This is a genomic window from Yersinia sp. 2466 StPb PI, assembly GCF_041538325.1.
GTDB lineage: Bacteria > Pseudomonadota > Gammaproteobacteria > Enterobacterales > Enterobacteriaceae > Yersinia > Yersinia enterocolitica_E.
In genome coordinates, this window is sequence record NZ_JAULSL010000001.1 from 945,804 (window position 1) to 972,019 (window position 26,216).

Here is a 26,216-nt window from a genome sequence, read left to right on the forward strand (position 1 = left end):
TGGCTATGAAAGCGCACAACGGGGAGCGCTTCTTGGCCCCTGCCAATCCAGTCTTTTACCCGTAGCTTACTGATTTATATGTAGACGTAGTAAATTAATAGCTTGATATGGGTTAGTGAAAATTTTCTTAATAAGTTGAACACTTTAACTCATATCCATTACCTGAAAAACCGCTTAGTCGTTTTGGTTATTTATTATTTCTATCGCTTCTTTAATTGTTATTATCGGGATGGTTAACCTTACAAACATTAAGAAATATGTGCTGAAAATAGATCGACTGACACTGGCTAAAGCTTAAGGGAATGCGTACTGCAATGACGACTCAGGTTCCTCCTACTTCTTTACTTCCGCTATCGCCGGAGCAGTTAGCCCGCTTACAGGCGGCGGTTGGTGAGTTTTCCCCAACCCAAATGGCATGGTTGTCCGGTTATTTCTGGGGCATGGTTAATCAACAGCCAGGTGTGGCTGCAACCCCAGCGGCAGTGGCTCCGCCAGCGCTGACGATTACCCTTATTTCTGCCTCTCAGACAGGTAATGCACGCCGCTTGGCGGAACAGCTACGTGATGACCTTCTGGCGGCTAAACTTAATGTCAATTTGGTCAATGCGGGTGATTATAAGTTTAAGCAAATTGCACAAGAACGCCTATTAATTATCGTTGCCTCCACTCAGGGCGAAGGTGAACCCGCGGAAGAAGCGGTTGCATTGCACAAATACTTATTCTCTAAAAAAGCGCCTAAGTTGCCGGAAACCGCCTTTGCTGTGTTTGGATTAGGGGACACCTCTTACGAGCACTTTTGCCAAGCAGGTAAAGATTTCGACAGCAAATTGGCGGAACTTGGTGCTCAGCGCTTATTGGATCGTGTCGATGCGGATGTGGAATATCAGGAATCGGCACAGCAGTGGCGTCAGCAGATCGTTGCAGTGTTACAGGCTCGGGTGCCGGCACAATCGGCAACTGCGGCGGCGGTAACGCAAAGTGGTGTCGTGGATGAAATAACGTCCAGCCCATACAGCAAAACGGCACCACTGACCGCGCAATTATCGGTACAGCAGAAAGTGACAGGCCGTAACTCCGAAAAAGATGTCCGCCACATTGAAATAGATTTAGCCGATTCAGGTCTGCGTTACCAACCCGGTGATGCACTGGGGGTCTGGTTTGATAATGACCCGGCCCTGGTAGACGAGCTACTCGCTCTGTTGTGGCTTAAAGGCGACGAACAGGTCAGTGTCGACGGGCAGAATCTGCCACTGGCGCAGGCATTGCGCAGCCATTTTGAACTGACACAAAATACGACGCTGATCGTTGATAAGTATGCGGCACTTTCCCGTGATGAGAAGCTGATTGCGCTGCTGGCAGATAAACCGGCGCTGCAACAATATGCCAAAAATACCCCGATCGTTGATATGGTTAGACAGGCCCCGTCTGATCTCAATGCTGATCAGTTGATTGCGCTGTTACGGCCACTGACGCCGCGTTTGTACTCCATTGCTTCCTCACAGGCTGAGACTGAAAACGAAGTACATATCACTGTGGGTGTGGTGCGCTATGACATTGATGGGCGACCACGTACCGGAGGGGCGTCAGGGTATTTGGCTGATCGGCTGGAAGTGGAGGGTGATATTCGTGTCTTTATCGAACATAACGATAACTTCCGCCTGCCTGCTAACCCGGAAACGCCAGTTATCATGATTGGTCCCGGTACCGGTATTGCACCTTTCCGCGCCTTTATGCAACAGCGTGAGGCCGATGGTGCGAGTGGCAAGAATTGGTTGTTCTTTGGCAACCCTCATTTCACCGAGGATTTCCTCTATCAGGTTGAATGGCAGCGCTATGTTAAAGACGGCTTGCTGACCCGCATTGATCTGGCTTGGTCGCGCGATCAGGCCCATAAAATATACGTACAAGACAAACTGCGTGCACAGGGCGCAGAACTGTGGAACTGGATACAACAAGGTGCCCACATTTACGTCTGTGGCGATGCTAACCGCATGGCCAAAGACGTTGAGCAGGTTTTACTGGACGTGGTGGCTCTGCACGGTGCAATGGATACCGAGCAGGCTGATGAATATTTAAGTGAGCTGCGCCTGGCGCGCCGTTATCAGCGGGATGTGTACTGATGAATGAAAAACACCCAGGACCATTAGTCGTTACTGGAAAACTGTCTGATGGCGAACGTATGAAGTCGGAAAGCAATTTCCTGCGTGGGACCATTGCCAAAGACTTGAATGACGGTCTAACGGGTGGTTTCAATGGCGACAACTTCCTGTTAATCCGCTTCCACGGTATGTACCAGCAGGATGACCGTGATATCCGCGCCGAACGCGCCGAGCAGAAGCTGGAACCACGTCATGCCATGATGCTACGTTGCCGCTTGCCGGGGGGGATTATTACCCCACAGCAATGGTTGGGAATTGATAAGTTTGCGGCGGATAACACCTTATACGGCAGTATCCGTATCACCAATCGCCAGACATTCCAGTTCCATGGCATTCTGAAAGGTAATGTTAAACCGGCCCATCAGTTGCTTAATCAATTGGGGCTGGATGCGTTGGCGACGGCAAACGATGTAAACCGTAATGTACTGTGTACGTCGAACCCGGTGGAATCGGTGCTACATCAGGAAGCCTACGAATGGGCGAAAAAGATTTCTGAGCATTTGCTGCCGCGTACTCGCGCTTATGCCGAAATTTGGTTGGATGCGGAAAAAGTGGCGACCACCGATGAGGAGCCGATTCTCGGCGCGACCTATTTACCGCGTAAATTTAAAACCACAGTTGTTATTCCGCCGCAAAATGATGTGGATCTACACGCCAACGATCTCAACTTTGTGGCTGTCGCTGATAAAGGCAAACTGATTGGTTTTAACGTGTTAGTAGGCGGTGGGTTATCCATTGCTCATGGTGATAAGAATACCTATCCCCGTAAAGCGAGTGAATTTGGTTACATTCCGCTGCAACACACGCTGGCTATCGCTGAAGCGGTTGTTACCACGCAGCGGGATTGGGGCAATCGTACTGATCGCAAAAATGCTAAAACCAAATATACGTTGGAGCGAGTAGGGGTAGAAACGTTCAAAGCGGAAGTTGAAAAGCGCGCAGGCGTCAGTTTCGGGGCTATTAAACCTTATCAATTTACTGGTCGTGGCGATCGTATTGGCTGGGTCAAAGGGATCGATAAAAAATGGCATTTAACCCTGTTTATCGAAAATGGCCGTTTGCTAGATTATCCTGGCCGTAGCCTGAAAACCGGTGTGGCAGAAATTGCTAAAATCCATCAGGGTGATTTCCGCTTAACTGCGAATCAGAACCTGATTGTGGCAGGGGTGCCGGAAAAAGATAAAGCCCGTATTGAGGCGCTGGCCCGTGAGCATGGCTTGATGGATGACAGTGTCAGCCCGCAGCGTGAGAACTCCATGGCGTGTGTTTCATTCCCAACCTGCCCATTGGCTATGGCAGAAGCTGAACGCTTCCTGCCAGAGTTTGTTACCCGTATTGAAGGTATTTTGCAGCAACACGGTTTGCCCAATGAACATATTGTGATGCGAGTTACTGGCTGCCCGAACGGCTGTGGCCGTGCTTTACTGGCAGAAGTAGGGCTGGTGGGTAAAGCCGTTGGTCGTTATAACCTGCATCTGGGTGGCAACCGGGAAGGCACTCGGATACCGCGGATGTATCGTGAAAACATCACCGAAGATGAAATTCTGTCAATTACCGATCAGTTGGTTGGGCGCTGGGCAAAAGAGCGCCATGCTGATGAAGGTTTCGGTGACTTTGTGATTCGCGTTGGTGTAATTGCTCCAGTGATTGATTCAGCCCGTGATTTTTATGACGTACAGGAGGCGGTGTGAGCCAATTTAACTTGAGTGAACTTAATGCCCTGCCGAAAGCAGAACAAGCGGCGGCACTGGCACTGGTTAACGGTCAACTTGAGCATTTAACCGCGCAAGAGCGGGTGAGCTGGGCATTGGAAAATCTACCGGGCGAGTTTGTACTTTCTTCCAGCTTTGGTATTCAGGCCGCCGTTTGTTTGCATCTTGTTACGCGGCAACGTTCTGATATTCCAGTAATTCTTACTGATACCGGTTACCTATTCCCAGAAACTTATCAGTTTATTGATGACTTGACTGAGAAGCTTCAACTTAACTTACAGGTATTTCGTGCCCCTCATAGCTCGGCTTGGCAGGAAGCCCGTTACGGTAAATTGTGGGAGCAAGGAGTCGAGGGTATTGAACGTTACAATGACCTGAACAAAGTGGAACCCATGAATCGGGCGTTGGAAACGCTGGGGGCTCAAACGTGGTTTGCTGGTCTTCGCCGTGAACAATCAGGCAGCCGGGCGCAGCTACCGGTGTTAGCCATTCAGCGCGGTGTCTTCAAGTTGCTACCGATTATCGATTGGGACAATCGGCAGATTTACCAATATCTGACTCAAAATGGCCTGAGCTATCACCCTCTTTGGGAACAGGGTTACTTATCGGTTGGGGATACTCATACCACCCGTAAATGGGAACCGGGAATGAGCGAAGAGGAAACTCGCTTCTTTGGTTTGAAACGCGAATGCGGCCTGCATGAAGGCTGAGGCTAATATCAACGCTATTTATAGCCCTGTGAGTGTTACAGCTCAGTGAGTGAAAAGTAGACCGCCCCCGATGGGCGCTCCGGCGATTGATGCGTAACGGCTACACCCAACTGCACGTTCTCCCTTTATTTGAATTTGTCTGTGGTCTGAGGGCGCTGCCTGCGCCCTCATTTTCATTATCTATTAGCTGATGATTCTCTCACGTGCCAATTCAGCCAGAAATTGGCTACGGTTCTTATAACCCCGGTGTGTGGCGATAAACTTATCAATGGCGGTCAGCAGATTTTGCGACATGGTCAGATTGAATTTGACCGCCTTACTTTCATATTTGGCCGGATCAATCTCAACAAACCCCAAAATCCCCCCTTCTTCTTTTAACCGGGGATCCCCAATGTAACGTTGTGGATCTTTCGGGGGCGTGGGTAATGGAAAACCTTCATCCATCAGTGCTTCAATATGAACAGCAAAGGCTTCTTCGGCATTTTTACTGATATCGGCAAAGGTATTGCCAGCAAAGAAACAACCGTCAAGATCGGGAAAATATCCATCGAATCCTTCAGTGGTACTGAAAATAAAAATAGGGTAGATCATGGTTAACTCCCTAAGCGTTTATACCCGCCATCATTCAAACCGTATGTGTGGAGGCGGTTCCCAGTGGGTGATTTCACACCTTCCAGCAACTTGAATGATTTAGGGTATGCGGCTTTGTTTAAATCAATTTAATTCCGGCAATCTGCTGAGCCTGCCGCAGAACACCTTTGGATGTATCCTTGCGCGGATGGGGCAGCGTAATGATCTTGCGTACACCCGGTTTGCACATCGTGACATGGCTACCGCCATTGGTTTTTTTACAACCCCTGATTTGCCAGCCCGTATCCTGCAATCGCTTTATTAATTCGCCACTCTCCATGTGACCTCCTGGTGAGTCGCTGGTGGGTATCATACCTACCAGCGAGATTGAGTCAATTAATTATGGGTGCCATACCCACCAAGAGTTATACGTGAAAAGCACGAAAAAGGGCGATCATAATGATCACCCTGACGTTGAATTTATTGGTTTTTATCGGTGTTTTGCGCGAAGTTACGCAAAGCCCATATTATTTTTTATCGGCAGCGAGCGCTTGTATCAGGGGCAACAATATTTTCACACTATCGTGTGAACGTTTACTAATACGACCCGGTAAGTACTTATCCAGATAATTTAAGTTATCTAGCTGGCTTTGATGACGGGTTATACCTTGAGGAAAGTGGCTACTGATGGCCCGTTGCTGACAACCCTCTTTGTTACCCAGGCTGTAGTTGCTTGCTTCGACAGACAACACCGGTAATCCGGCGCTATAGAAGATATTTTTATCCGCCCTACAGGGGGAGCTAATCTGGTTTTTAACTGTGGCGGCAGTAATGCCATACCGACGTGCCAACGCAAGTGCTTGATCCCTTGCAGCAATGGCTGTGGGCTGGTTACTGGCATTAAAATAGAGCCGGTCACCGGTTATCAGACTATCTAAGTTGATCACTAGCAGTGTGTTGGCTTTCTCCGTTTTACTCATTCGTTGCAGATAGTTCTCGGCACCTTGTGCACCTATCTCCTCGGCGCTGAGTGCCACAAAACGCAAATCATAGCGCAATGGTGTGTCTTTCAGATGTTCAGCCAGTTCCAGCATAACGCCGACCCCTGCCGCATTGTCATCGACCCCTTGTAGCGTCAGCCCACCCAGATTCTTATCTAAATCTTTATCACTTTGCGGTGTGTAGGTATCAAAGTGCGCCATGATAATTATCTGTTTCTGGTCATCCGCTTTGCCAGTCACCTGCTTTTTATCGAGAGTTGTCATGTTGCGAGCGGCAATCACCGAGGTGGCAGTCAGTGTGTGCCAGCTTGGTTTACCGTTTTTACTGGTATACAGATAACGGGTATTAAAACCCCGCAGGTTGCTTTGATAACCCATTTGCTGAAAACGGTGGTTGATATACTCAGCAGCCAGTAATTCTGCCGGGCTACCCGCCATACGGCCGGGAAAGTAGGTGCTGATATGGCGGATTTGTTGTTCAGCGATTCGACCAACGGCCTGAGTCGTAGCGGCATGCAACGGTAAGACGGTACTGAAACACAGGGTGAATAGTGCCCACTTTAGGCGACGGCGGGAAAACATACCGAAATATCCTTGTTATAGTCTGGGCCATGCCTCGCAGCATGGACAATACAGCTCTTTCCGGTGCTTAGTATGAAACTGTCTACACCAATAGACAATTTGTATACTTCCTAAAGTGTAGAAATTTTATGTCAGTAAGTAAGAAAATCGCCCTGAGTGCGAATTGGCTAACTTAGCTGCAAGCCATGCTGTTACGCCTATATATCATTATGGAACTTGTAATTACTTTTCGTCATTTCATAAGGCCATGCCCCCCCCCTATAGTCACCCTACGCTTTATCATGTAATTGAAGGACGTTGTGGACTATCTACCTCTATTTGCCGACTTGAAACAGCGCCCAGTATTGGTTGTTGGCGGCGGCGAAGTCGCTGCGCGAAAAATTGAATTACTCCACCGCGCGGGTGCACAGGTGAGGGTAGTGGCACAGACTCTTTCATCTGAACTGGAACAACAGCATCAGGATGGCCGCATTAACTGGCTGGCAAAGGTTTTCTTGCCGGAACAGTTGGATGATGTTTTTTTGGTGATTGCCGCCACGAACGATACCGTGCTGAATGCCGCTGTTTTTACTGCTGCGGATCAGCGACATCTTTTGGCTAACGTGGTTGATGACCAACCCCGCTGCTCGTTTATCTTCCCGTCGATTGTCGATCGCTCCCCTCTGGTGGTGGCTATCTCCTCTGCCGGTCAAGCTCCGGTGCTGGCGCGTTTACTACGTGAGAAGTTAGAGGCCCTGCTACCGGCCAGCCTGAGTGATATGGCCGCCGTTGCCGGGCGCTGGCGTGGTCGGGTTAAACAGCATATCGCCTCGATGGGAGAGCGCCGTCGCTTTTGGGAAAATGCGTTTAGTGGCCGCTTTGCGAGTCTGATTAGCCGTGGTCAGTTAGCCCAAGCCGAAGAGGAATTACAACGAGAGCTGGAGGGGCAGCGCAGCACTCAGGGTGAGGTTGCTTTGGTGGGGGCGGGGCCTGGTTGTGCAGGTTTGCTGACATTACGTGGTCTGCAAGTGATTCAGCAGGCTGATGTGGTGTTATATGACCATTTAGTCAGCCCGGAAGTGTTGGATCTGGTACGGCGTGACGCTGAACGTATCTGTGTCGGCAAACGGGCAGGAGCACACTCGGTAGCACAGGAAGAAACCAATCAATTACTTGTCTCGCTGGCGCAGCAGGGGAAACGGGTAGTGCGGCTGAAAGGCGGTGATCCGTTTATCTTTGGCCGTGGTGGTGAAGAGCTGCAAATGGTGGCGCGTGCGGGCATCGCGTTTCAGGTGGTGCCGGGAGTGACGGCGGCAAGTGGGGCGACAGCCTATGCGGGTATCCCCCTGACGCATCGTGACTATGCTCAGAGCGTGACCTTTATTACCGGGCATTGCCGCGCCGATGGCGATGATTTGGATTGGCAGGCACTGGCTCGAGGCCGCCAAACTTTGGCGATTTATATGGGAACAGTGAAAGCCGCCGAGATTAGCCGTCAGCTCATAGCCCATGGTCGGGCAAGCACCACCCCTGTAGCGGTAATTGGCCGGGGAACCCGTGCTGACCAACAAGTTCTGACGGGCACACTGGCCCAACTGGAATCATTAGCACATCAGGCGCCGACCCCAGCACTGCTGGTTATCGGTGAAGTGGTGGATTTACATCACCAAATCGCCTGGTTTGGGCAACAACCACAGACTGAACAGGCTATCAGCCCGTCAGTCGTGAATTTGGCATAAAGGATCTGTTATGGACGAAAAACGACTCACTCATTTGCGGCAATTGGAGGCGGAGAGTATCCATATCATCCGTGAAGTGGCCGCTGAATTCGGTAATCCGGTGATGCTCTATTCTATCGGTAAGGATTCCTCTGTGATGCTGCATTTGGCGCGCAAGGCATTCTTCCCCGGTAATTTGCCATTCCCGTTATTGCATGTGGATACCGGTTGGAAATTTCGCGAGATGTATGAATTTCGCGACCGTACCGCTAAAGCATTTGGCTGCGAGCTACTGGTCCACCGCAACCCGGAAGGGGTAGCGATGGGCATTAACCCGTTTGTTCACGGCAGCGCCAAACACACTGATATCATGAAAACCGAAGGCTTGAAGCAAGCGCTGAACAAATACGGTTTTGATGCTGCATTTGGTGGCGCCCGGCGTGACGAAGAGAAATCCCGCGCCAAAGAGCGTATTTATTCGTTCCGTGACCGCTTCCATCGCTGGGATCCAAAAAATCAGCGCCCGGAACTGTGGCACAACTACAACGGCCAAATTAACAAAGGCGAAAGTATCCGCGTGTTCCCGCTGTCCAACTGGACTGAGCTGGATATTTGGCAATATATCTTCTTGGAAAAAATCGACATTGTTCCACTGTATCTGGCAAAGCCTCGTCCGGTGGTTGAGCGTGATGGCATGTTACTGATGGTGGATGACGACCGAATTGATTTACAACCGGGTGAAGTCATTACTCAGAAGATGGTGCGTTTTCGCACCTTGGGCTGTTGGCCATTGACTGGCGCGGTAGAGTCCGAGGCTGAAACTTTACCTGCCATCATCGAAGAGATGCTTATCTCTACTACCAGTGAACGCCAGGGTCGAATGATCGACCGTGACCAATCCGGCTCGATGGAGCTTAAAAAGCGTCAGGGATATTTCTGAGGAGCGCCCAATGAGCACGAAATTACAAGATCAGCCCGTTGTTGATGAGCTGCCAGTTTCAGAGAACAAATCGATGATTTTACAAAACACCTCTATCGCCCAGCAGATTGCCAACGAGGGGGGAGTAGAAGCTTACCTGCATGCCCAACAGCATAAAACGATGTTGCGTTTTCTGACCTGCGGCAGTGTGGATGACGGTAAGAGCACCCTGATTGGGCGTTTACTGCATGATACCCGCCAAATCTATGAAGATCAGTTATCAACGCTGCACACTGACAGTAAACGTATTGGCACTCAGGGTGAAAAATTGGATTTGGCGTTATTGGTTGATGGCTTGCAGGCCGAGCGTGAGCAGGGCATCACCATTGATGTGGCTTATCGCTATTTCTCAACCGAGAAACGCAAATTTATCATCGCAGATACGCCTGGGCATGAGCAATACACCCGCAATATGGCGACCGGGGCTTCTACCTGCGATCTGGCGATTTTGTTGATCGATGCCCGCAAAGGGGTGTTGGATCAAACTCGCCGTCACAGCTTTATCGCTACATTGCTGGGGATCCGCCATTTGGTAGTGGCGGTGAATAAGATGGATTTGGTGGAATATCAGGAAAGCGTCTTCGAACAATTTAAAGAAGATTACCTGAGTTTTGCCGAGCAATTACCCACGGATCTCGACATCAAGTTTGTCCCTCTATCTGCGCTGGATGGCGATAATGTGGCATCACCGAGCGAGAAAATGAATTGGTATTCCGGCCCGACACTACTGGAAGTGCTGGAAAGTGTTGATGTGGTCAATGCCAGCCGGCAGCAGCCGCTGCGCTTCCCGGTGCAGTATGTTAACCGGCCAAACCTGGATTTTCGTGGTTATTCTGGCACCTTGTCTGCCGGTGTGGTGCGCGTTGGGCAGAGAGTAAAAGTGCTGCCGTCCGGTGTGGAATCAAGTGTGGCGCGCATTGTTACTTTTGATGGTGACTTGGAGCAAGCCATCCCTGGCGAAGCCATAACCTTGGTGCTGACTGATGAAGTGGATATCAGCCGTGGCGATTTATTGGTTGATGCCAGTGAAACCTTAACAGCGGCGCAAAATGCGCTGGTGGATGTGGTGTGGATGGCGGAACAGCCGTTAGTGGCTGGACAAAGTTATGACATCAAAGTAGCGGGGAAAAAGACCCGTGCGCGGGTGGAAAATATTCAATATCAGGTGGAAATCAACTCATTGACCCAGCGGGTAGTTGACAGCCTGCCGCTTAATGGTATTGGTTTGGTTGAACTGGCATTTGATGAACCGCTGGTGCTCGACAGCTATCAACGCAACCGGGATACCGGTGGCATGATCTTTATTGATCGGCTGACTAATGTCACTGTTGGTGCGGGGTTAATCCGCGAAACGCTGGCGTCGGTTTATCAGGAAAATACTGAATTCAGTACGTTTGAGCTAGAACTGAATGCTTTGGTTCGCCGCCATTTCCCACACTGGGGCGCGCGTGATCTGTTAGGGGGTAAATAACTTGTACGCCGATCCGTTGAAAACGCATGATGTTAATGAATCGGGCGCTCTGCCAGCTGATGAGAATATCATCTGGCATCCCCATGCGGTGACCCGAGAGGATCGGGAGCAACAGCATGGGCACCAAGGGGTGGTGCTGTGGTTTACCGGTTTATCTGGCTCAGGGAAATCTACCCTTGCCGGTGCGCTGGAACAGGCACTGTTTGCTCGCGGTGTTAGCACTTACTTACTGGATGGCGACAATGTGCGCCATGGTTTATGCCGTGATTTGGGTTTTTCTGATACTGACCGGCGCGAGAATATTCGTCGCGTCGGGGAGGTGGCCAAACTGATGGTAGATGCCGGGTTGGTGGTGCTGACGGCGTTTATCTCACCTCATCGGGCTGAGCGGGAAATGGTGCGCGATATGTTGGCATCAGGCCAGTTTATTGAGGTATTTGTCGATACACCGTTGGCTATTTGTGAGGCCCGTGACCCTAAAGGTTTGTACAAAAAAGCCCGTGCTGGCGAGCTGAAAAATTTTACTGGCATCGACTCTATTTATGAATCACCCGAACACGCTGATATTCATTTGCCGGGTGAACAATTAGTAACAAATTTGATTGAACAATTGTTAGACGTACTGCGTGGTCGAGCTATTATCAAATCCTAAATGATACCCTTTGTACTTGAAGCTACAGGGCCGTTAGCTGCACGCATTCACCCGAATCACTTGACTGTGTAAGCGCATCGGGATGTATTAGCTTGCTGCCTACCTGTAACGCTAATTACGCTGGGTATCTATACTAATGGCTATCGGCAAAACGCCCTTAGAGCGTGCTGGTAAACTGTGCCCACAGGATTGCTATGCAGAATATCACCCAAATTATTATCGACGAACAGCGGGAAAGGGAGGAGCCGTCATACTCCTTTCTCGGTGGCGTTACAGGCTTTGTTTTCTATTGGCTGGCGTTTGCGATACCTTTCTTTGTCTATGGTCCCAATACCGTCTTCTTCCTGCTGTACACTTGGCCGTTCTTTCTGGCCCTGATGCCGGTTTCAGTGTTGGTAGGTATTGCCTTGAGTGTGTTATCGCGCGGTAATCTCTTATTTACCATTGGTGGGAGTGGTATTGCAGTATTGTGTTTATTCTGGATGCTGTTTTCATTTCTTACTGGTTGGTGAGCAAATCGGCGGGCTATTCGGTTTCACCTGATAATAACCCGCTTCAATTTGTAACATCTTCAATGGGTAACCGTTTACCCTTGCGCTGAAAGCACCTTACTGAGAAATGCCTGAGTTCGCGGATTAGTAGGGGCGGTAAAGATTTTTTCCGGTTGCCCCTCTTCCTGTATCACCCCTTGATCAATAAACAGCACCCGGTCGGCCACATCTCGGGCAAAGCCCATTTCATGAGTCACTACCACCATGGTCATCCCTTCCAGTGCTAATGCTTTCATCACCGCTAGCACTTCACCGACTAACTCCGGGTCCAGCGCTGAAGTCGGTTCGTCAAACAACATGATTTTAGGTTCCATTGCCAAGGCTCGGGCAATGGCAACGCGTTGCTGTTGACCGCCAGAAAGACTGCTGGGATAGGCATCAATCTTATCGAGTAATCCCACCTTGCGTAACAACAATTCAGCCCGTTCTATGGCTTGTGCTCGTGGCAGCTTTTTAACATCCATAGGTGCCATGGTTAGGTTTTCCAACACCGTCATATGAGGGAAGAGATTAAAACGTTGGAACACCATGCCGACACTTTCGCGCATCCGGTTGAGATCGGTTTTCGGCTTATGGATCTCAAAACCATTAACGGTTATTTCTCCCCCGGATAACGTCTCCAACGCATTAATACAGCGCAAAAAGGTGCTTTTACCCGAACCGGATGGGCCAATGATGCAAACCACTTCTTTTGGCTGAATGTCGCAAGAAATGCCACGCAACACATGGGTTTCGCCAAATTGTTTTTGTAGGTTATGTACGTGAATCACTTTTACCGAACCTCTTTTCCATATGCCGCACTAATAGCGAAAGTAAGAATGTGATAACCCAATAAACCAGTGAGATAGTCAGGTAGGGTTCCCAATAAGTCGCATAGGCACCAGAAACGGTGCGAGCAGCATAGGCTAAGTCAGCCAGGCCAATCGCAGAGGCCAGCGATGAATCTTTTACGATAGCGATGGCATTGTTACCCAGTGGCGGTAACATCCGGCGGAAAGCCTGAGGCAGAATAACCTTGCGCATCGTTTTGCCGTAGCTCATTCCCAATGAGCGCGAGGCTTCCATCTGGCCGCGATCAATTGACTGAATACCCGCGCGGAAAATCTCAGAAACATAAGCACCCGCGTTCAGCGTGATAGCCACGACACAGGATAAAAAAGCACCGTAATCTGAGCGCAGCATTCTGGCAAAATCAGAAGACATAATGCCATTGGTGACCAGAATGCCATCCCGTGGGTTAATAAACAGTGGCACCAGCGCGAAATGCACCACCATTATCTGCACAAATAAGGGTGTGCCACGAATAGCACTAATATAGATGCGTACTGGCCATTGAACGAAATAGTACAATACTGGCTTCCAGATACCGTGAGGCGCTTGCGCCAGACGGCCCAGACCGAGGGTTAACCCCCAGGTTGTGCCCAAAATCACACAGATAATGGTGCACTTAATTGTCATCCAGGCACCGTCCATAAACAGTGGGGCGTATTCCTGAATGATTTCCCAACGAAATCCTGACATAGGGTGATCCGGTCAATCAAGCCACCGCGCATTCACGCAGCGGTGGCGTATATAAGAAAGGGTTATTTTGCTGGCTGGGTTGCGGCTGGCAGTGTTGGTACCTGTGCATCAAACCATTTTTCATAGATTTTGGCGTAAGTGCCGTCAGCAATGATTTTCTGCAAACCACTGTTGATTTTGGTGCGCAATTCTTCATTACCTTTCGCCACCGCAATACCGAAATATTGGCGCTCAAACTTGGTATCGGAAACCAGTTCAAATGCTTTTTCCGGGTGAGTTTTCAGGTAGAACTTGGCGACACCTACATCACCTACGGCGGCAGCGATGCCATCTTCGTAGAGTTCTTGCAGCATCAGTGGCGTGTTATCAAAGCGTTTGATCGCAGTGCTGTTTTTACCCAGAACATCGGATACCACGATGTCGCCGGTGCTTGAGTTCACCACGCCAACATTCAGATCTTTCAGTGCCGCAATGGAATCAACTTTAGAGCCTTTAGCCACGACGATAGTTTGTTCGGCAGGGAAATAAGGATCTGAAAAATCAACCATTTGTTTACGTTTATCGGTAATGGTGATACCCGAAATGATGATATCGCGATCACCGGAGCCTAATGTGGCAAAAATCCCTTCCCAAGGCGTATTCACCAATTTGACCTGAAAACCTTCAGCTTTACCGATAGCTTTGATGATATCTATATCAAAACCTTCCAGTTGTTTTTGGCTATTTTCATACTCAAATGGGCGGTAGGTACCACCGGAACCGACAACATAAGTCGGCTCGGCTGCAACAACGCTACCCGCAGACAATACGGCGGCCAGACAAGTTCCGACCAGCATTAAACGTTTAAACATGTGAATCTCCCGGTAAAAAGTAGCAACGAGTTAAGGTACATTTTTTATTTATGCAGTTTGAGTGCATAAAAATAAACTTTTATACATATAAACTCAACTGTAATGGGGTTTATTTGTTTTTGACGAGATTAAATATGCATTTTTAACTTGAGTATTGGTATAAGCTAATGCCAAAAACAGTTTTTGCAGTGTTTATCTCTGCATGATTTGCAGGGGGGCAATAAGAGGTAGTGACAGCAGGAGTTACCGTGCACTCAAAACCAGCAACTAATGACATTTTGTAGATTTGCATGGTATTTTTGCCGGAAATCATCCTTAATCTGAGCTTTATGACCTATTTCCTTCACAGAGTGGAGTCCGACGAAAAGTTGTGGGATGATTATACCCGTCATACTTCAAGTTGCATGTGTGTTGGCTGTCTTCGTTCACCCCAGTCACTTACTTGTGTAAGCTCCTGAGGACTCGCTCAGTTGCTGCCTTCCTGCAACTCGAATTATTTACGGTATAGGCAGTTTTTCAGGGGGCGGGAATGGGAAAACTTACACTACTATTGCTGATTTTACTTGGCTGGCTACAGTATTCACTGTGGTTGGGCAAGAATGGTGTTCATGATTTTGTTCGGGTTAAGGATGACGTGGCGCTGCAAGAGGCCAATAACGGCAAACTTAAAGCTCGGAACGATCAGCTATTTGCTGAAATTGATGATTTAAATGGTGGTCAAGAGGCTATCGAAGAACGCGCACGTAACGAACTGGGCATGATCAAGCCTGGCGAAAGTTTCTATCGTCTGGTTCCTGACCAATCCAGACGTAATGCGGGTATCCCTTCGTCGTCAAATAACGCGCAATAATAAATAATGAGTAATTTTGCAGTTTCCCTTCCTGATATCATTGCGGTATTACCGGCTGCAGGTATTGGCAGCCGTATGCAGGCTGATTGCCCTAAACAGTATTTAACTGTGGCTGGCAAGACAATCATTGAACATGCTATTTTTTCTTTGCTTCGGCATCCACGTGTCCAGCGGATTATTGTGGCAATACATCCTCAGGATACGCAGTTTTCAACGTTACCTATTGCGCAGGACCCGCGGATCACGCTTGTTCACGGTGGTGAGCAGCGGGCTGATTCGGTGATGGCTGGCTTACAATGTGCAGGGCAGACTGAGTGGGTGCTGGTTCATGATGCGGCTCGTCCTTGTTTGCATCTCGATGACCTTGAAAGGTTGTTGTCGATTATCGACCATAGCCATGTCGGGGGTATTCTGGCAGCACCAGTACGTGACACCATGAAGCGCAGTGAGGCCGTTGTCCAAATTGGCGATCATCCGGCCATTGCCCATACTGTAGATCGTCAAGCGCTGTGGCATGCCCTGACACCTCAACTTTTCCCGCTTGAGTTATTAAAAACATGCTTGGCCCGCGCCTTGCGCGAAGGGGCGGTGGTCACTGATGAAGCTTCTGCATTAGAACATTGCGGCTATCATCCGATATTAGTGTCTGGTCGTTCGGATAATATCAAAGTGACGCGCCCTGAAGATCTGGCCTTGGCCGAGTTTTATTTAACCCAACGTCAATAGCCCAATTAATGGGTGTTGCAGCCAGTAAATTCCAGCAGGCTTGGCCCAGTCATTGTGATTCTGGTGAGTAAGAGCGGCTAATGCTGCTGCAACCTCAAGTAATAAAGGCATTATAAGGAGTGCAATTAATGCGAATTGGTCATGGTTTCGATGTTCATAAATTTGGCGGAGCTGGCCCACTTATTATCGGCGGTGTGCGTATCCCATATGAGATGGGCCTATTGGCACATTCCGACGGTGATGTCGCATTACATGCTGCTACCGATGCAATATTGGGGGCGGCTGCGTTAGGTGATATCGGCAAATTATTCCCTGATACCGATCCGGCATTTAAAGGTGCTGATAGCCGTGCTTTGCTGCGTGAAGCTTATCGCCGTATTCTGGCGAAAGGCTACCGGCTGGGTAATCTGGACATTACCATTATTGCCCAGGCACCTAAAATGGCTCCCCATATCCCGCAAATGCGCGTGCATTTGGCGGAAGACCTACAATGTCATATGGATGATATCAACGTAAAAGCTACCACCACGGAACAACTTGGTTTTACTGGCCGTGGTGAAGGTATTGCATGTGAAGCAGTGGCGCTTTTGGTTAAAGCATAACAGGGTTAAGGCATAACGATGGACATGGAAAATCTAACCTGGCTGCACGGCAAACCCAAAGCGAGTGGCATTTTAAAAGCCAATCCCGAAGATTTTGTGGTGGTTGAGGACTTAGGCTTTGAACCTGATGGCGAAGGCGAACATTTGCTGATCCGTATTCGCAAAAATGGCTGTAATACGCAATTTGTTGCTGACTATCTGGCGCGTTTTGCCAAGCTTCATCCGCGTTTAGTGAGCTATGCGGGTTTGAAAGATCGCCACGCTGTCACAGAGCAGTGGTTCTGTTTGCACCTACCGGGCAAAGAAGCACCGGATCTCGCTACGTTCGAGCTGGAAGGGTGTGAAGTGCTGGAAGCTGTGCGGCAGAAACGTAAGCTGCGTATCGGTTCACTGAAAGGCAATGCTTTTACCCTGGTGTTGCGTCATATCACTGATCGTCAGGATGTAGAACAACGGTTGCAGCAAATTGCCGCACAGGGAGTGCCCAACTATTTTGGCAGCCAACGGTTTGGCCGTGGTGGTAATAATCTGGTGCAGGCTCGTCTGTGGGCGAATAATGAGATTCGGGTCAAAGAGCGCAGTAAACGTAGCTTTTACTTGTCCGCTAGCCGTAGTGCAATGTTCAACCTGATTAGCAGTTGCCGTCTGGCGCAACAGCAAGCAACCACGGTGCTGACAGGCGATGCTTTACAGTTAACTGGTCGTGGCAGTTGGTTTGTGGCCAGTGCTGATGAATTGGTGGCGTTACAGCAGCGTGTTGATGCGGGTGAATTGAATGTGACGGCCCCACTGCCAGGCGACGGCGAACTGGGTACGCAGGATGAAGCATTGGCTTTTGAGCAGTCATGTATAGCGGATCAAAGTGAATTACTGGCGTTGATTAAGCGTGAACGTGTTGAGGGTGCTCGCCGGGCTGTACTGCTAAAGCCACAGAATATGGTGTGGAGCTGGTGGGATGACGTAACCCTTGAACTCAGCTTCTGGCTACCCGCGGGCAGTTTTGCCACCAGTGTGGTAAGGGAAATAATGAATCAGGATAATGCCGATGCTGCGGATATTGCTGAGTAACGACGACGGTATTTCTGCGCCAGGGATACAAGCGCTCGCCGCTGCATTGCGCGAGTTTGCGCAGGTACAAATCGTCGCCCCAGATCGTAATCGCAGCGGTTCTTCCAATGCACTGACTTTGGACTGTGCATTACGCATTACCACATTATCCAATGGCGATATTGCCGTGCAGCAAGGTACTCCGACAGATTGTGTCTATCTCGGAGTAAATGCGTTAATGCGCCCCCGGCCCGACATTGTGGTTTCCGGTATCAACGCAGGCCCGAACCTGGGGGATGATGTTATCTATTCCGGCACGGTGGCCGCCGCAATGGAAGGGCGGCATTTAGGCTTTCCTGCTCTGGCCGTGTCACTCAACGGTCATCAGCATTATGCTACGGCAGCAGCAGTCACTTGCCGTTTATTGCGTGCTTTACAACAAAAGCCGTTGCGTACCGGTAAGATACTTAATATTAATGTACCTGACTTACCCTTATCTGAAATTAAAGGTATTCGAGTCACACGTTGTGGTAGTCGCCATCCAGCAGAGCAGGTATTTTGTCAGCAGGACCCACGGGGGCAAGATCTCTATTGGATTGGGCCGCCGGGGGAGAAATTTGATGTAGCACCGGACACTGATTTTGCTGCGATTGAACAAGGTTATGTTTCTATAACACCACTTCAAGTTGATTTAACCGCCTATGCGGCGCAAGACGTGGTTGAAAACTGGTTAGCCAACATTACTGGTTAAAACACCTAGGGTGACGAGGAATGGTAAATAAACGCATGCAGACATTGTTGATGCTGTTACGTCAGCAAGGTATTCACGACGAGCGCTTGTTACAGGCGATCGAAGCGGTGCCGCGCGAGCGTTTTGTTGATGAGGCGTTGTCCCATAAGGCATATGAGAATACAGCTCTACCTATAGGTTCAGGGCAAACTATTTCTCAGCCGTACATGGTGGCACGGATGACCGAATTGTTGCAATTGACACCGACTTCTCGGGTATTAGAGATAGGTACCGGTTCTGGCTATCAGACCGCAATTTTGGCGCATTTAGTCGAACATGTCTGTTCAGTTGAACGAATCAAAGGGTTACAGTGGCAGGCAAAGCGTCGCCTAAAGCAACTGGATCTGCATAATGTCTCCACCCGCCATGGTGATGGCTGGTTAGGTTGGGCATCACGCGGGCCATTTGATGCGATCATTGTCACAGCAGCTCCACCAGAAATTCCAAGTGCCTTACTTGAACAATTGGATGAAGGTGGGATATTAGTTCTTCCCGTTGGGGAGCAGGCTCAAACCTTGAAATGTGTGCAACGCCGTAACAATGAATTCCAAATTGAGACGGTAGAGGCCGTGCGTTTTGTTCCTTTGGTTAAAGGTGAATTGGCCTGAATAAATGCCTTTAGACCCATCATACTTCAAGCTGCATGTGCGTTGGCTGCGCTCAATTGCCGCCTTCCTGCAACTTGAATTATTTAGGGTGTATTTCAGTCTTAATCTTTAACTAAAGTCGAAGTGCAGTTTTTTTGTGCTAAAGATTGGCCGAAAATCAGTAATATAAATTTTATGGTATGGCAGGCGCGGTATTGATAGCATGCGCGCTTCTGTATCTTGTTTCTTCAGTGCGAGTCAGCATGTGTCTTGGCCTGCGCTGTGGAACCTTTTAATACTCGAAAATGAGTGGAATAGTCGTATTCGGCATGGCGTTTTAACAGTCGTTAACTGACCACTTTAACTACAGTGTAAAAGGTATTTTGGATATATCGCTTATTATTGCTGTCATGGGGGAAGCATGAGCACGGGAAGCCCAATGATTACATTACGCCGGGTAGCGGCATGTACGGTTATGAGTTTATGGTTGGTAGGTTGTAGTAATGACTCCTCAACATCTGCGCCAATCAGCAGTGTTGGCGGTGATCGTTCAGGGACCATGCTAAGTGGCTCGGATACGAATAGTTCCGGTAGCCGCATCGTTTATAACCGTAGTTACAACAGTATCCCCAAGGGAAGTTACAACGGTAATACCTATACCGTTAAGCGTGGTGACACGCTGTTTTATATTGCCTGGATAACCGGGAATGACTTCCGTGATCTGGCAGCAAAAAACAATATTGCTGAGCCATATAGCCTGAATGTTGGACAATCTATCCAGTTGGGTAATGGGTCGGGTGGTGGAATGTTAGCCGCGACCGATGCCACATCAGGTGGAATGACAAAACCGCCGGCAAATATTCAGAACACAACTACAACGGTTGATTCTCAATCAACTAGCGCGTATTCTGGAAACTCGGGTAAACAGAATGTTGGTAAAATGTTACCAGCGTCAGGGGCAGTTGTCGCATCGACCGCACCTGTTACCGCGCCAAGCAGTACCATCAGTGATCCAACCAGTAATGGTGGTCCAGTCAGTAGCTGGAAATGGCCAACTGAGGGTAAAACGATCGATAGCTTCTCGGCTTCCGAAGGGGGCAATAAAGGGATAGATATCGCCGGTTCTCGTGGGCAACCCATCTTCGCTACAGCAAACGGGCGAGTTGTGTATGCTGGGAACGCACTGCGTGGTTACGGTAATCTTATTATCATCAAACATAATGATGATTACCTGAGCGCCTACGCTCATAACGATACAATGCTGGTCCGGGAACAAGAAGAAGTGAAGGCGGGTCAAAAAATAGCAACCATGGGTAGCACCGGAACCAGTTCAGTTAGATTGCATTTTGAAATTCGTTACAAGGGGAAATCCGTAAACCCGCTGCGTTACCTTCCGCAGCGATAGATTGGGCAGAATACGCTGTATTCTGCTCGCCGGATTCACGGGTAGGAGCAGCATATGAGCCAAAATACGCTGAAAGTTAACGAGTTGCATGAAGATGCTGATTTTGATGAAAACAGTACGGAAACTGAAATTTTCGACGAAAAAGCATTAGTAGAGGATGAACCTACTGAAAGCGAGTTAGCAGAAGATGAGCTGTTGGCGCAAGGTGTTACCCAGCGAGTGCTGGACGCGACGCAGCTCTATCTTGGTGAGATTGGTTATTCGCCGCTGTTAACCGCAGAAGAAGAGGTTTATTTTGCCCGGCGTGCATTGCGCGGTGATGTGCCTTCACGTCGGCGTATGATTGAAAGTAACTTGCGGTTGGTGGTGAAGATCGCCCGCCGTTACAGTAATCGCGGTTTAGCACTGCTGGATTTGATTGAAGAGGGAAACCTCGGTCTTATTCGGGCGGTGGAAAAATTTGATCCTGAACGCGGTTTCCGTTTCTCCACTTATGCCACTTGGTGGATTCGTCAAACGATTGAACGGGCGATAATGAACCAAACCCGGACCATCCGTTTACCTATCCATATCGTTAAAGAATTAAACGTTTATTTGCGTACTGCACGAGAACTTTCTCATAAATTGGATCATGAACCGAGCGCTGAAGAGATTGCTGAGCAACTCGACAAACCGGTTGATGACGTGAGCCGTATGTTACGTCTGAACGAACGTATCACTTCTGTTGATACACCGTTAGGCGGCGACTCAGAGAAAGCCTTGTTAGATATTCTGTCCGACGAAAATGAAAATGGTCCAGAAGATACAACGCAAGATGACGATATGAAGCAAAGTATCGTTAAATGGCTGTTTGAATTGAATGCTAAACAGCGCGAAGTGCTGGCCCGTCGTTTTGGTCTTTTAGGATATGAAGCAGCAACGCTGGAAGATGTTGGCCGTGAAATTGGTTTGACGCGTGAGCGTGTCCGCCAGATTCAGGTTGAAGGCTTACGTCGTTTGCGGGAAATTTTGCAAACACAAGGCTTGAGCATCGAGGCGTTGTTCCGTGAATAAATTTACCCGCCTTTCTGCAACACGAAATAGTTAGGGTATAGATAGTTATTCTTATAAAACACAAAAACGGTGAACAGATGTTCACCGTTTTTTTATGCCCGTTTACACCATATTCTTCAGGCGATAAATCCATTCCAATGCCTGACGTGGTGATAATGAGTCTGGGTCCAGTGCTTCCAATGCTTCAACCGCAGGTGGTGTCTCTTCATTTAACAATGTCAGTTGTGAGCCATCAATCTTGCTGGCTGCGGCATTATTAGACAATGACTCGAGCTCTTTCAGTTTTTGCCGTGCCCGCTTAATCACATCACGTGGTACACCGGCCAGGGCTGCGACTGCCAGACCATAACTTTTACTGGCTGCCCCATCCTGCACACTGTGCATGAAGGCGATAGTTTCGCCATGTTCCAGAGCATCAAGGTGGACGTTTACCACACCTTCCATTTTTTCCGGTAGGGTGGTTAACTCAAAGTAATGAGTGGCGAACAGCGTCATCGCTTTAATACGGCTCGCCAGATTTTCAGCACAAGCCCAGGCCAATGAAAGGCCATCATAAGTGGATGTACCGCGACCAATCTCATCCATCAGCACCAGACTTTGCTCCGTGGCGTTATGCAGGATATTGGCTGTTTCCGTCATTTCGACCATGAAGGTGGAACGGCCTGAAGCCAGATCGTCAGCGGCACCTACGCGGGTAAATATGCGATCAACCGGGCCAATGATAGCGCTTTCCGCTGGAACATAACTCCCCATGTGTGCCAACAAAACTATTAAGGCTGTTTGGCGCATATAGGTACTTTTACCCCCCATATTCGGGCCGGTAATGATCAGCATCCGCCGCTGAGGTGATAACGTCAGCGGGTTAGAAATAAAGGGCTCACTGAGAACCTGCTCGACGACCGGATGGCGGCCAGCGGTAATTTTAATCCCCGGTTTATCACTCAGGGTTGGGCAGTTGTAGTTGAGTGTTTCCGCTCTTTCAGCCAGATTCGCCAGTACATCCAGTTCCGCCAACGCATTAGCACTGATTTGCAATTCAGGCAGATGTGGCAACAGAAGATCGAAAATCTCTTCATATAACCCTTTTTCAATCGCCAGCGCTTTGCCTTTAGAGGTCAGAACCTTGTCTTCATACTCTTTCAGTTCTGGAATGATATAGCGCTCAGCATTCTTCAGGGTTTGTCTACGGACATAATGAATCGGAACCAAGTGGCTCTGACCACGACTTACCTGAATGTAATAGCCGTGGACGCCATTAAAACCGACCTTCAGTGTATCCAGGCCCAGCTTTTCACGCTCACGGATCTCCAGCCGATCCAGATAATCGGTAGCACCATCGGCCAGAGCTCGCCATTCATCGAGTTCAGAATTATAACCCGGCGCAATGACACCACCATCACGTACTAACACTGGCGGTGCTTCTACAATTGCCCGCACCAACAGATCCTGTAATTCATCAAACTGGCCGACTTGTGACAACAAATTTTGCACGTGGGGAACATCCACCGATTGCAGTAGACGGTGAATCTCCGGCAATTGCTGGAAAGCATGGCGCATCCGCGCTAAATCTCTTGGGCGCGCAGTGCGCAGCGCCAAACGAGCCAGAATACGTTCTAAGTCGCCTACCTGACGCAACGGCGTTTGCAGTTCGGCGGTGATATCTTGTAAGCCGCCGATTGCTTGTTGGCGATCGCTTAATACCTTGATATCGCGAACCGGCATATGCAGCCAGCGTTTTAGCATGCGGCTGCCCATTGCGGTCACACTACAATCGAGAATAGCAGCTAACGTATTTTCAGACCCACCAGACAGGTTCTGGGTCAGTTCAAGGTTACGACGGGTCGCGGCATCCATAACAATGCCATCTTGCTGGCGCTCCATGGTTAAACCGCGGATATGGGGTAGAGAGGTACGTTGGGTATCTTTGACATATTGCAGTAGGCAACCCGCAGCGCGCAGTGCTTGATGGGCTTGCTCTACACCAAACCCGATTAAATCACGGGTGCCGAATTGCAGATTAAGCTGCTGACGGGCGGTTTCTAGCTCAAACTCCCATAATGGACGGCGGCGCAAGCCATGCCGGTGTTCTATCAACGACATCTGCTCAAAGTTTTCTGGGTAAAGTAACTCTGCGGGATGCGTTCGCTGCAACTCGGCAGCCATGGTTTCAAGATCTGCGGGTTGTGCAACCCTAAAACGACCGGAGCTGATATCTAACGTCGCATAGCCAAAACCGCGCGCATCCTGCCAGATAGCCGCCAGCAGATTATCCTGACGTTCTTGTAGCAGAGCTTCATCACTGACAGTACCTGGTGTCACGATACGCACTACTTTACGCTCAACTGGCCCTTTACTGGTGGCGGGATCACCGATTTGCTCGCAAATTGCGGCAGACTCACCTAACTGGACCAGCTTCGCCAGATAGTTTTCTATCGAATGATAAGGTACCCCAGCCATCGGAATAGGCTCACCTGCGGAGGCTCCGCGTTTAGTGAGTGAGATATCCAGTAGCTGTGAAGCTCGCTTGGCATCACTGTAGAACAGTTCGTAAAAATCCCCCATCCGGTAGAACAATAGAATGTCAGGATGCTGGGCCTTGAGCCGAAGATACTGCTGCATCATCGGGGTGTGAGAATCGAGTTTATCGGTATTGTTCATGTGGTTATGATTTATAGTCCATTGAATTTAAAGTTAATTGTGATTTTTATTATTATCGTTAGCTATCACATGATTTTACGGTTAACACGGAAATCTCGCTATCAATGCCGGCACAACAGCCGATAAAAATAAGCTATGAGCTTGAAACAGAAGGGCTGTAATTACAACCATTCATCAAGTCCTTTTTCCAGCCGATATACTAGCCCAGCAGCCCCAAAACTGACATAGGTAAAACTCGAGGCTGCCCGCAAACGGTGTAATAAGCCCCTTGATTTAGGGGCCAGGTGATTTGTGATTGCTGATAAGGTCGGCGTTATTGAAAGGCTGGGTTGGCGGGGAATAAAGCGCGAGCAGTTTGGTACAACTGATCGGCGTAAGCTGTTTCCTTCTGATACCGAGCAATCATGATCAGACTTTGATAAACATTCGGATCATTGTGTAATTGAATATACTGCTCGGCCCATACCCTAAATTGGCGTAATAACATGGGGTCAGGATGCTGGTTAAATCGCAATAATAGATTAACATTTCTTATATATTGATACCTTTCCCACTGGATATAGGGATTGGTCAGGCTATCTAAAGGCTGCATGTTAACCAAGCCACTTCTCTCGGCCAGTGTGAGTACCCGGCCAGTTTTAAAGCCTGTCACCATAAACACCAGTGTGCATAGCGCCGATAAAATCACGGCAGTGTGCAGCCAGCGTTGCCAGCAAGTTGGCTTCGATGTGGTGGGTTGCAGCATATCTTCTGTAACCATCAGGCGGCCAAGTAAAATCAGCACCAGCCAGTGGGCTGCTGATTGATAAAGAGGGAACTCCGTCATCAAATGCAACGCGATCGGCAACGTGAGAACCCACAGAGGGAAAACGGTTTTTGGTTGCATTAAGAGTGGCTTCACATAGCCGATAGCCAATAGCAACATCCCGATCAGTGCGGCAATGCCACCCTCAACCCAACCATAAAGCACTTCATTATGAGGGTGGGAAGGATAGGTTAAGTAAGTCGGTACCCGCCAATGCTGCGCCAACTCATGGGCAAAACTTGACTCAAAGCTACCATATCCCCAACCCTGCCATGGGTGCTGCTGTATCATCTGCCAGGTATATTGCAGTATCAGCCAGCGCTCGGTGTTGCTGGCATCTTTGGATACATGCATACCGATATTCATCTGTTCCAACAGATAAACGGCGACCAGTAAACTCAGCAGGCTACTCAGCCACACCCAGGCTATCTGTCGCTGACGCCAGTAATATAGCGACAGTAATAGCAAGGTTGTTATCCCGCCAACCCAACCGATCCTTGATTGCAACAGCACCAATAAGCCTGGGAATAGCAGCAGGGTAAGTGTGCTGATGCCTCGAACGGCCCGCTTGCTTGATAACATAAACAGATAGATTGCAATGCTATAACCGGTTGCCAGGTAACTGGCCAGTACATTGGTTTGCTGGAATATGCCATAAGGCCGCTGTGCACTATCAAATTCCATCCAATTATCGGATGTAAAAACAAAAAATTGCAACAGAGTCAGCACAGCTTGCCCCCAGGCCGACAAGAGGATGATCACCAGCCATCTCTGTCGCAGGGCTACATTCAGTTTCAGGCGGAACAACCCCAGTAGCAGTATTATCCCACCCCACAGGCCTAAAATCCGCGGTAACCAGGCAACGACATGCTGTAATGAGGCAGGAAATAGCCCCGGCAGGCTTATCATCAAGGCGCCAAACAGCAGCCACAAACGGCCAGGAGAATTTACAAGCTGAGTGGCTTCAGTATGGGGTAAATAGAGTGTTATCGTCAGCAGTGCCATCATGGCCCAGATGATTATATTGGCAGGAAGATGAAGCCCAGCCCCTCCTCGGTTGATTTCATAGTGCATCATGGTGACAAAGGTAATGGACATCAGCGCCATAACAACAAGGTTGAGCACTGGTACTGAAAGAGTGGGTCTTATAGATGGGGGTAAACAAAGTTTCATTTTTCTATCAACAAGTTACATATATAGCTAACATCCTGTTGTACGGAAACAGGTTAACTAATTG

At 49.0% G+C, this 26,216-nt stretch carries 24 protein-coding genes; 16 read left to right on the forward strand and 8 right to left on the reverse strand.

Going from position 1 to position 26,216, the window contains the following annotated elements; genetic code table 11:
- Nucleotides 1-314 precede the first annotated feature (314 nt).
- The 3 genes from cysJ to Q2T72_RS04215 are packed head-to-tail and all read left to right on the forward strand — an operon-like array spanning nucleotide 315 to nucleotide 4,581.
- Nucleotides 315-2,120 carry an NADPH-dependent assimilatory sulfite reductase flavoprotein subunit gene (gene cysJ / locus Q2T72_RS04205; protein ID WP_372568700.1) on the forward strand — a complete coding sequence of 602 codons (1,806 nt, stop codon included), beginning with the start codon at nucleotides 315-317 and terminating at the stop codon, nucleotides 2,118-2,120.
- Nucleotides 2,120-3,850 (forward strand): assimilatory sulfite reductase (NADPH) hemoprotein subunit, encoded by a 1,731-nt coding sequence (gene cysI / locus Q2T72_RS04210; protein WP_372568701.1) that lies wholly within the window; start codon nucleotides 2,120-2,122, stop codon nucleotides 3,848-3,850. Before cysJ ends, cysI begins: the two co-directional genes overlap by 1 nt.
- The gene (locus Q2T72_RS04215) at nucleotides 3,847-4,581 is read left to right on the forward strand and encodes a phosphoadenylyl-sulfate reductase (protein WP_372568702.1); all 735 of its coding nucleotides are present in this window, start codon (nucleotides 3,847-3,849) and stop codon (nucleotides 4,579-4,581) included. Before cysI ends, Q2T72_RS04215 begins: the two co-directional genes overlap by 4 nt.
- A gap of 183 nt (nucleotides 4,582-4,764) precedes the next feature.
- Here Q2T72_RS04215 and Q2T72_RS04220 read toward each other — a convergent pair whose 3' ends face one another.
- From Q2T72_RS04220 to Q2T72_RS04230, 3 genes are all read right to left on the reverse strand, one after another.
- Complete coding sequence (locus Q2T72_RS04220) at nucleotides 4,765-5,172, reverse strand: type II toxin-antitoxin system HicB family antitoxin (protein ID WP_005181621.1); 408 nt, start codon at nucleotides 5,170-5,172, stop codon at nucleotides 4,765-4,767.
- 118 nt (nucleotides 5,173-5,290) lie between these two features.
- Nucleotides 5,291-5,491: a type II toxin-antitoxin system HicA family toxin gene (locus Q2T72_RS04225; RefSeq protein WP_005181624.1), complete on the reverse strand. Its 201-nt coding sequence runs from the start codon at nucleotides 5,489-5,491 to the stop codon at nucleotides 5,291-5,293.
- 187 nt (nucleotides 5,492-5,678) lie between these two features.
- On the reverse strand, nucleotides 5,679-6,734 hold the full coding sequence (locus tag Q2T72_RS04230; protein WP_372568703.1) for an aminopeptidase: 1,056 nt from the start codon (nucleotides 6,732-6,734) through the stop codon (nucleotides 5,679-5,681).
- A 299-nt stretch (nucleotides 6,735-7,033) separates the two neighbouring features.
- Here Q2T72_RS04230 and cysG point away from each other — a divergent pair, with 299 nt between their 5' ends.
- The 5 genes from cysG to Q2T72_RS04255 all read left to right on the forward strand — a co-directional run bounded on the left by cysG (nucleotide 7,034) and on the right by Q2T72_RS04255 (nucleotide 12,045).
- The gene (gene cysG / locus Q2T72_RS04235) at nucleotides 7,034-8,452 is read left to right on the forward strand and encodes a siroheme synthase CysG (protein ID WP_372568704.1); all 1,419 of its coding nucleotides are present in this window, start codon (nucleotides 7,034-7,036) and stop codon (nucleotides 8,450-8,452) included.
- Nucleotides 8,453-8,462: 10 nt separating this feature from the next.
- Nucleotides 8,463-9,371, forward strand: coding sequence for a sulfate adenylyltransferase subunit CysD (cysD, locus tag Q2T72_RS04240; RefSeq protein ID WP_004706274.1), 909 nt, complete (start codon nucleotides 8,463-8,465; stop codon nucleotides 9,369-9,371).
- A 10-nt stretch (nucleotides 9,372-9,381) separates the two neighbouring features.
- Complete coding sequence (gene cysN / locus Q2T72_RS04245; protein ID WP_193784722.1) at nucleotides 9,382-10,881, forward strand: sulfate adenylyltransferase subunit CysN; 1,500 nt, start codon at nucleotides 9,382-9,384, stop codon at nucleotides 10,879-10,881.
- Between the two features lies 1 nt (nucleotide 10,882).
- The gene (cysC, locus tag Q2T72_RS04250; protein ID WP_372568705.1) at nucleotides 10,883-11,533 is read left to right on the forward strand and encodes an adenylyl-sulfate kinase; all 651 of its coding nucleotides are present in this window, start codon (nucleotides 10,883-10,885) and stop codon (nucleotides 11,531-11,533) included.
- 194 nt (nucleotides 11,534-11,727) lie between these two features.
- On the forward strand, nucleotides 11,728-12,045 hold the full coding sequence (locus tag Q2T72_RS04255) for a DUF3561 family protein (RefSeq protein ID WP_083160403.1): 318 nt from the start codon (nucleotides 11,728-11,730) through the stop codon (nucleotides 12,043-12,045).
- 74 nt (nucleotides 12,046-12,119) lie between these two features.
- On the opposite strand, the gene Q2T72_RS04260 is transcribed toward Q2T72_RS04255, so the two are convergent.
- The 3 genes from Q2T72_RS04260 to Q2T72_RS04270 form a co-directional block, all read right to left on the reverse strand.
- Complete coding sequence (locus tag Q2T72_RS04260; protein WP_083160401.1) at nucleotides 12,120-12,854, reverse strand: amino acid ABC transporter ATP-binding protein; 735 nt, start codon at nucleotides 12,852-12,854, stop codon at nucleotides 12,120-12,122.
- On the reverse strand, nucleotides 12,838-13,605 hold the full coding sequence (locus Q2T72_RS04265; protein WP_005181636.1) for an amino acid ABC transporter permease: 768 nt from the start codon (nucleotides 13,603-13,605) through the stop codon (nucleotides 12,838-12,840). Before Q2T72_RS04265 ends, Q2T72_RS04260 begins: the two co-directional genes overlap by 17 nt.
- Nucleotides 13,606-13,667: 62 nt before the next feature.
- Complete coding sequence (locus tag Q2T72_RS04270) at nucleotides 13,668-14,456, reverse strand: basic amino acid ABC transporter substrate-binding protein (protein ID WP_372558063.1); 789 nt, start codon at nucleotides 14,454-14,456, stop codon at nucleotides 13,668-13,670.
- 529 nt (nucleotides 14,457-14,985) lie between these two features.
- Between Q2T72_RS04270 and ftsB the strand changes: the two genes are divergently transcribed.
- The 8 genes from ftsB (at nucleotide 14,986) to rpoS (ending at nucleotide 21,516) form a co-directional block, all read left to right on the forward strand.
- On the forward strand, nucleotides 14,986-15,306 hold the full coding sequence (gene ftsB / locus Q2T72_RS04275) for a cell division protein FtsB (RefSeq protein WP_083160397.1): 321 nt from the start codon (nucleotides 14,986-14,988) through the stop codon (nucleotides 15,304-15,306).
- Nucleotides 15,307-15,312: 6 nt separating this feature from the next.
- Nucleotides 15,313-16,032: a 2-C-methyl-D-erythritol 4-phosphate cytidylyltransferase gene (gene ispD / locus Q2T72_RS04280; protein WP_372568706.1), complete on the forward strand. Its 720-nt coding sequence runs from the start codon at nucleotides 15,313-15,315 to the stop codon at nucleotides 16,030-16,032.
- A gap of 128 nt (nucleotides 16,033-16,160) precedes the next feature.
- A complete protein-coding gene (gene ispF / locus Q2T72_RS04285) occupies nucleotides 16,161-16,634 on the forward strand; it encodes a 2-C-methyl-D-erythritol 2,4-cyclodiphosphate synthase (RefSeq protein WP_083160395.1) in 474 nt (157 codons plus the stop codon).
- Between the two features lie 18 nt (nucleotides 16,635-16,652).
- Nucleotides 16,653-17,702, forward strand: a complete 1,050-nt coding sequence (truD, locus tag Q2T72_RS04290; RefSeq protein WP_083160393.1) for a tRNA pseudouridine(13) synthase TruD — start codon at nucleotides 16,653-16,655, stop codon at nucleotides 17,700-17,702.
- A complete protein-coding gene (surE, locus tag Q2T72_RS04295; RefSeq protein WP_083160391.1) occupies nucleotides 17,680-18,432 on the forward strand; it encodes a 5'/3'-nucleotidase SurE in 753 nt (250 codons plus the stop codon). The genes truD and surE overlap by 23 nt, the downstream gene beginning before the upstream one ends.
- 20 nt (nucleotides 18,433-18,452) lie before the next feature.
- Entirely contained in the window at nucleotides 18,453-19,079 is a 627-nt protein-coding gene (locus tag Q2T72_RS04300) for a protein-L-isoaspartate(D-aspartate) O-methyltransferase (RefSeq protein WP_050086457.1), read from the forward strand.
- A 418-nt stretch (nucleotides 19,080-19,497) separates the two neighbouring features.
- Entirely contained in the window at nucleotides 19,498-20,463 is a 966-nt protein-coding gene (gene nlpD / locus Q2T72_RS04305) for a murein hydrolase activator NlpD (RefSeq protein ID WP_193784841.1), read from the forward strand.
- Nucleotides 20,464-20,517: 54 nt separating this feature from the next.
- Complete coding sequence (gene rpoS / locus Q2T72_RS04310; RefSeq protein WP_019210991.1) at nucleotides 20,518-21,516, forward strand: RNA polymerase sigma factor RpoS; 999 nt, start codon at nucleotides 20,518-20,520, stop codon at nucleotides 21,514-21,516.
- 102 nt (nucleotides 21,517-21,618) lie between these two features.
- On the opposite strand, the gene mutS is transcribed toward rpoS, so the two are convergent.
- Entirely contained in the window at nucleotides 21,619-24,174 is a 2,556-nt protein-coding gene (mutS, locus tag Q2T72_RS04315; RefSeq protein WP_083160387.1) for a DNA mismatch repair protein MutS, read from the reverse strand.
- 313 nt (nucleotides 24,175-24,487) lie between these two features.
- Entirely contained in the window at nucleotides 24,488-26,077 is a 1,590-nt protein-coding gene (locus tag Q2T72_RS04320; RefSeq protein WP_372568707.1) for a Wzy polymerase domain-containing protein, read from the reverse strand.
- Nucleotides 26,078-26,216: the final 139 nt, after the last annotated feature.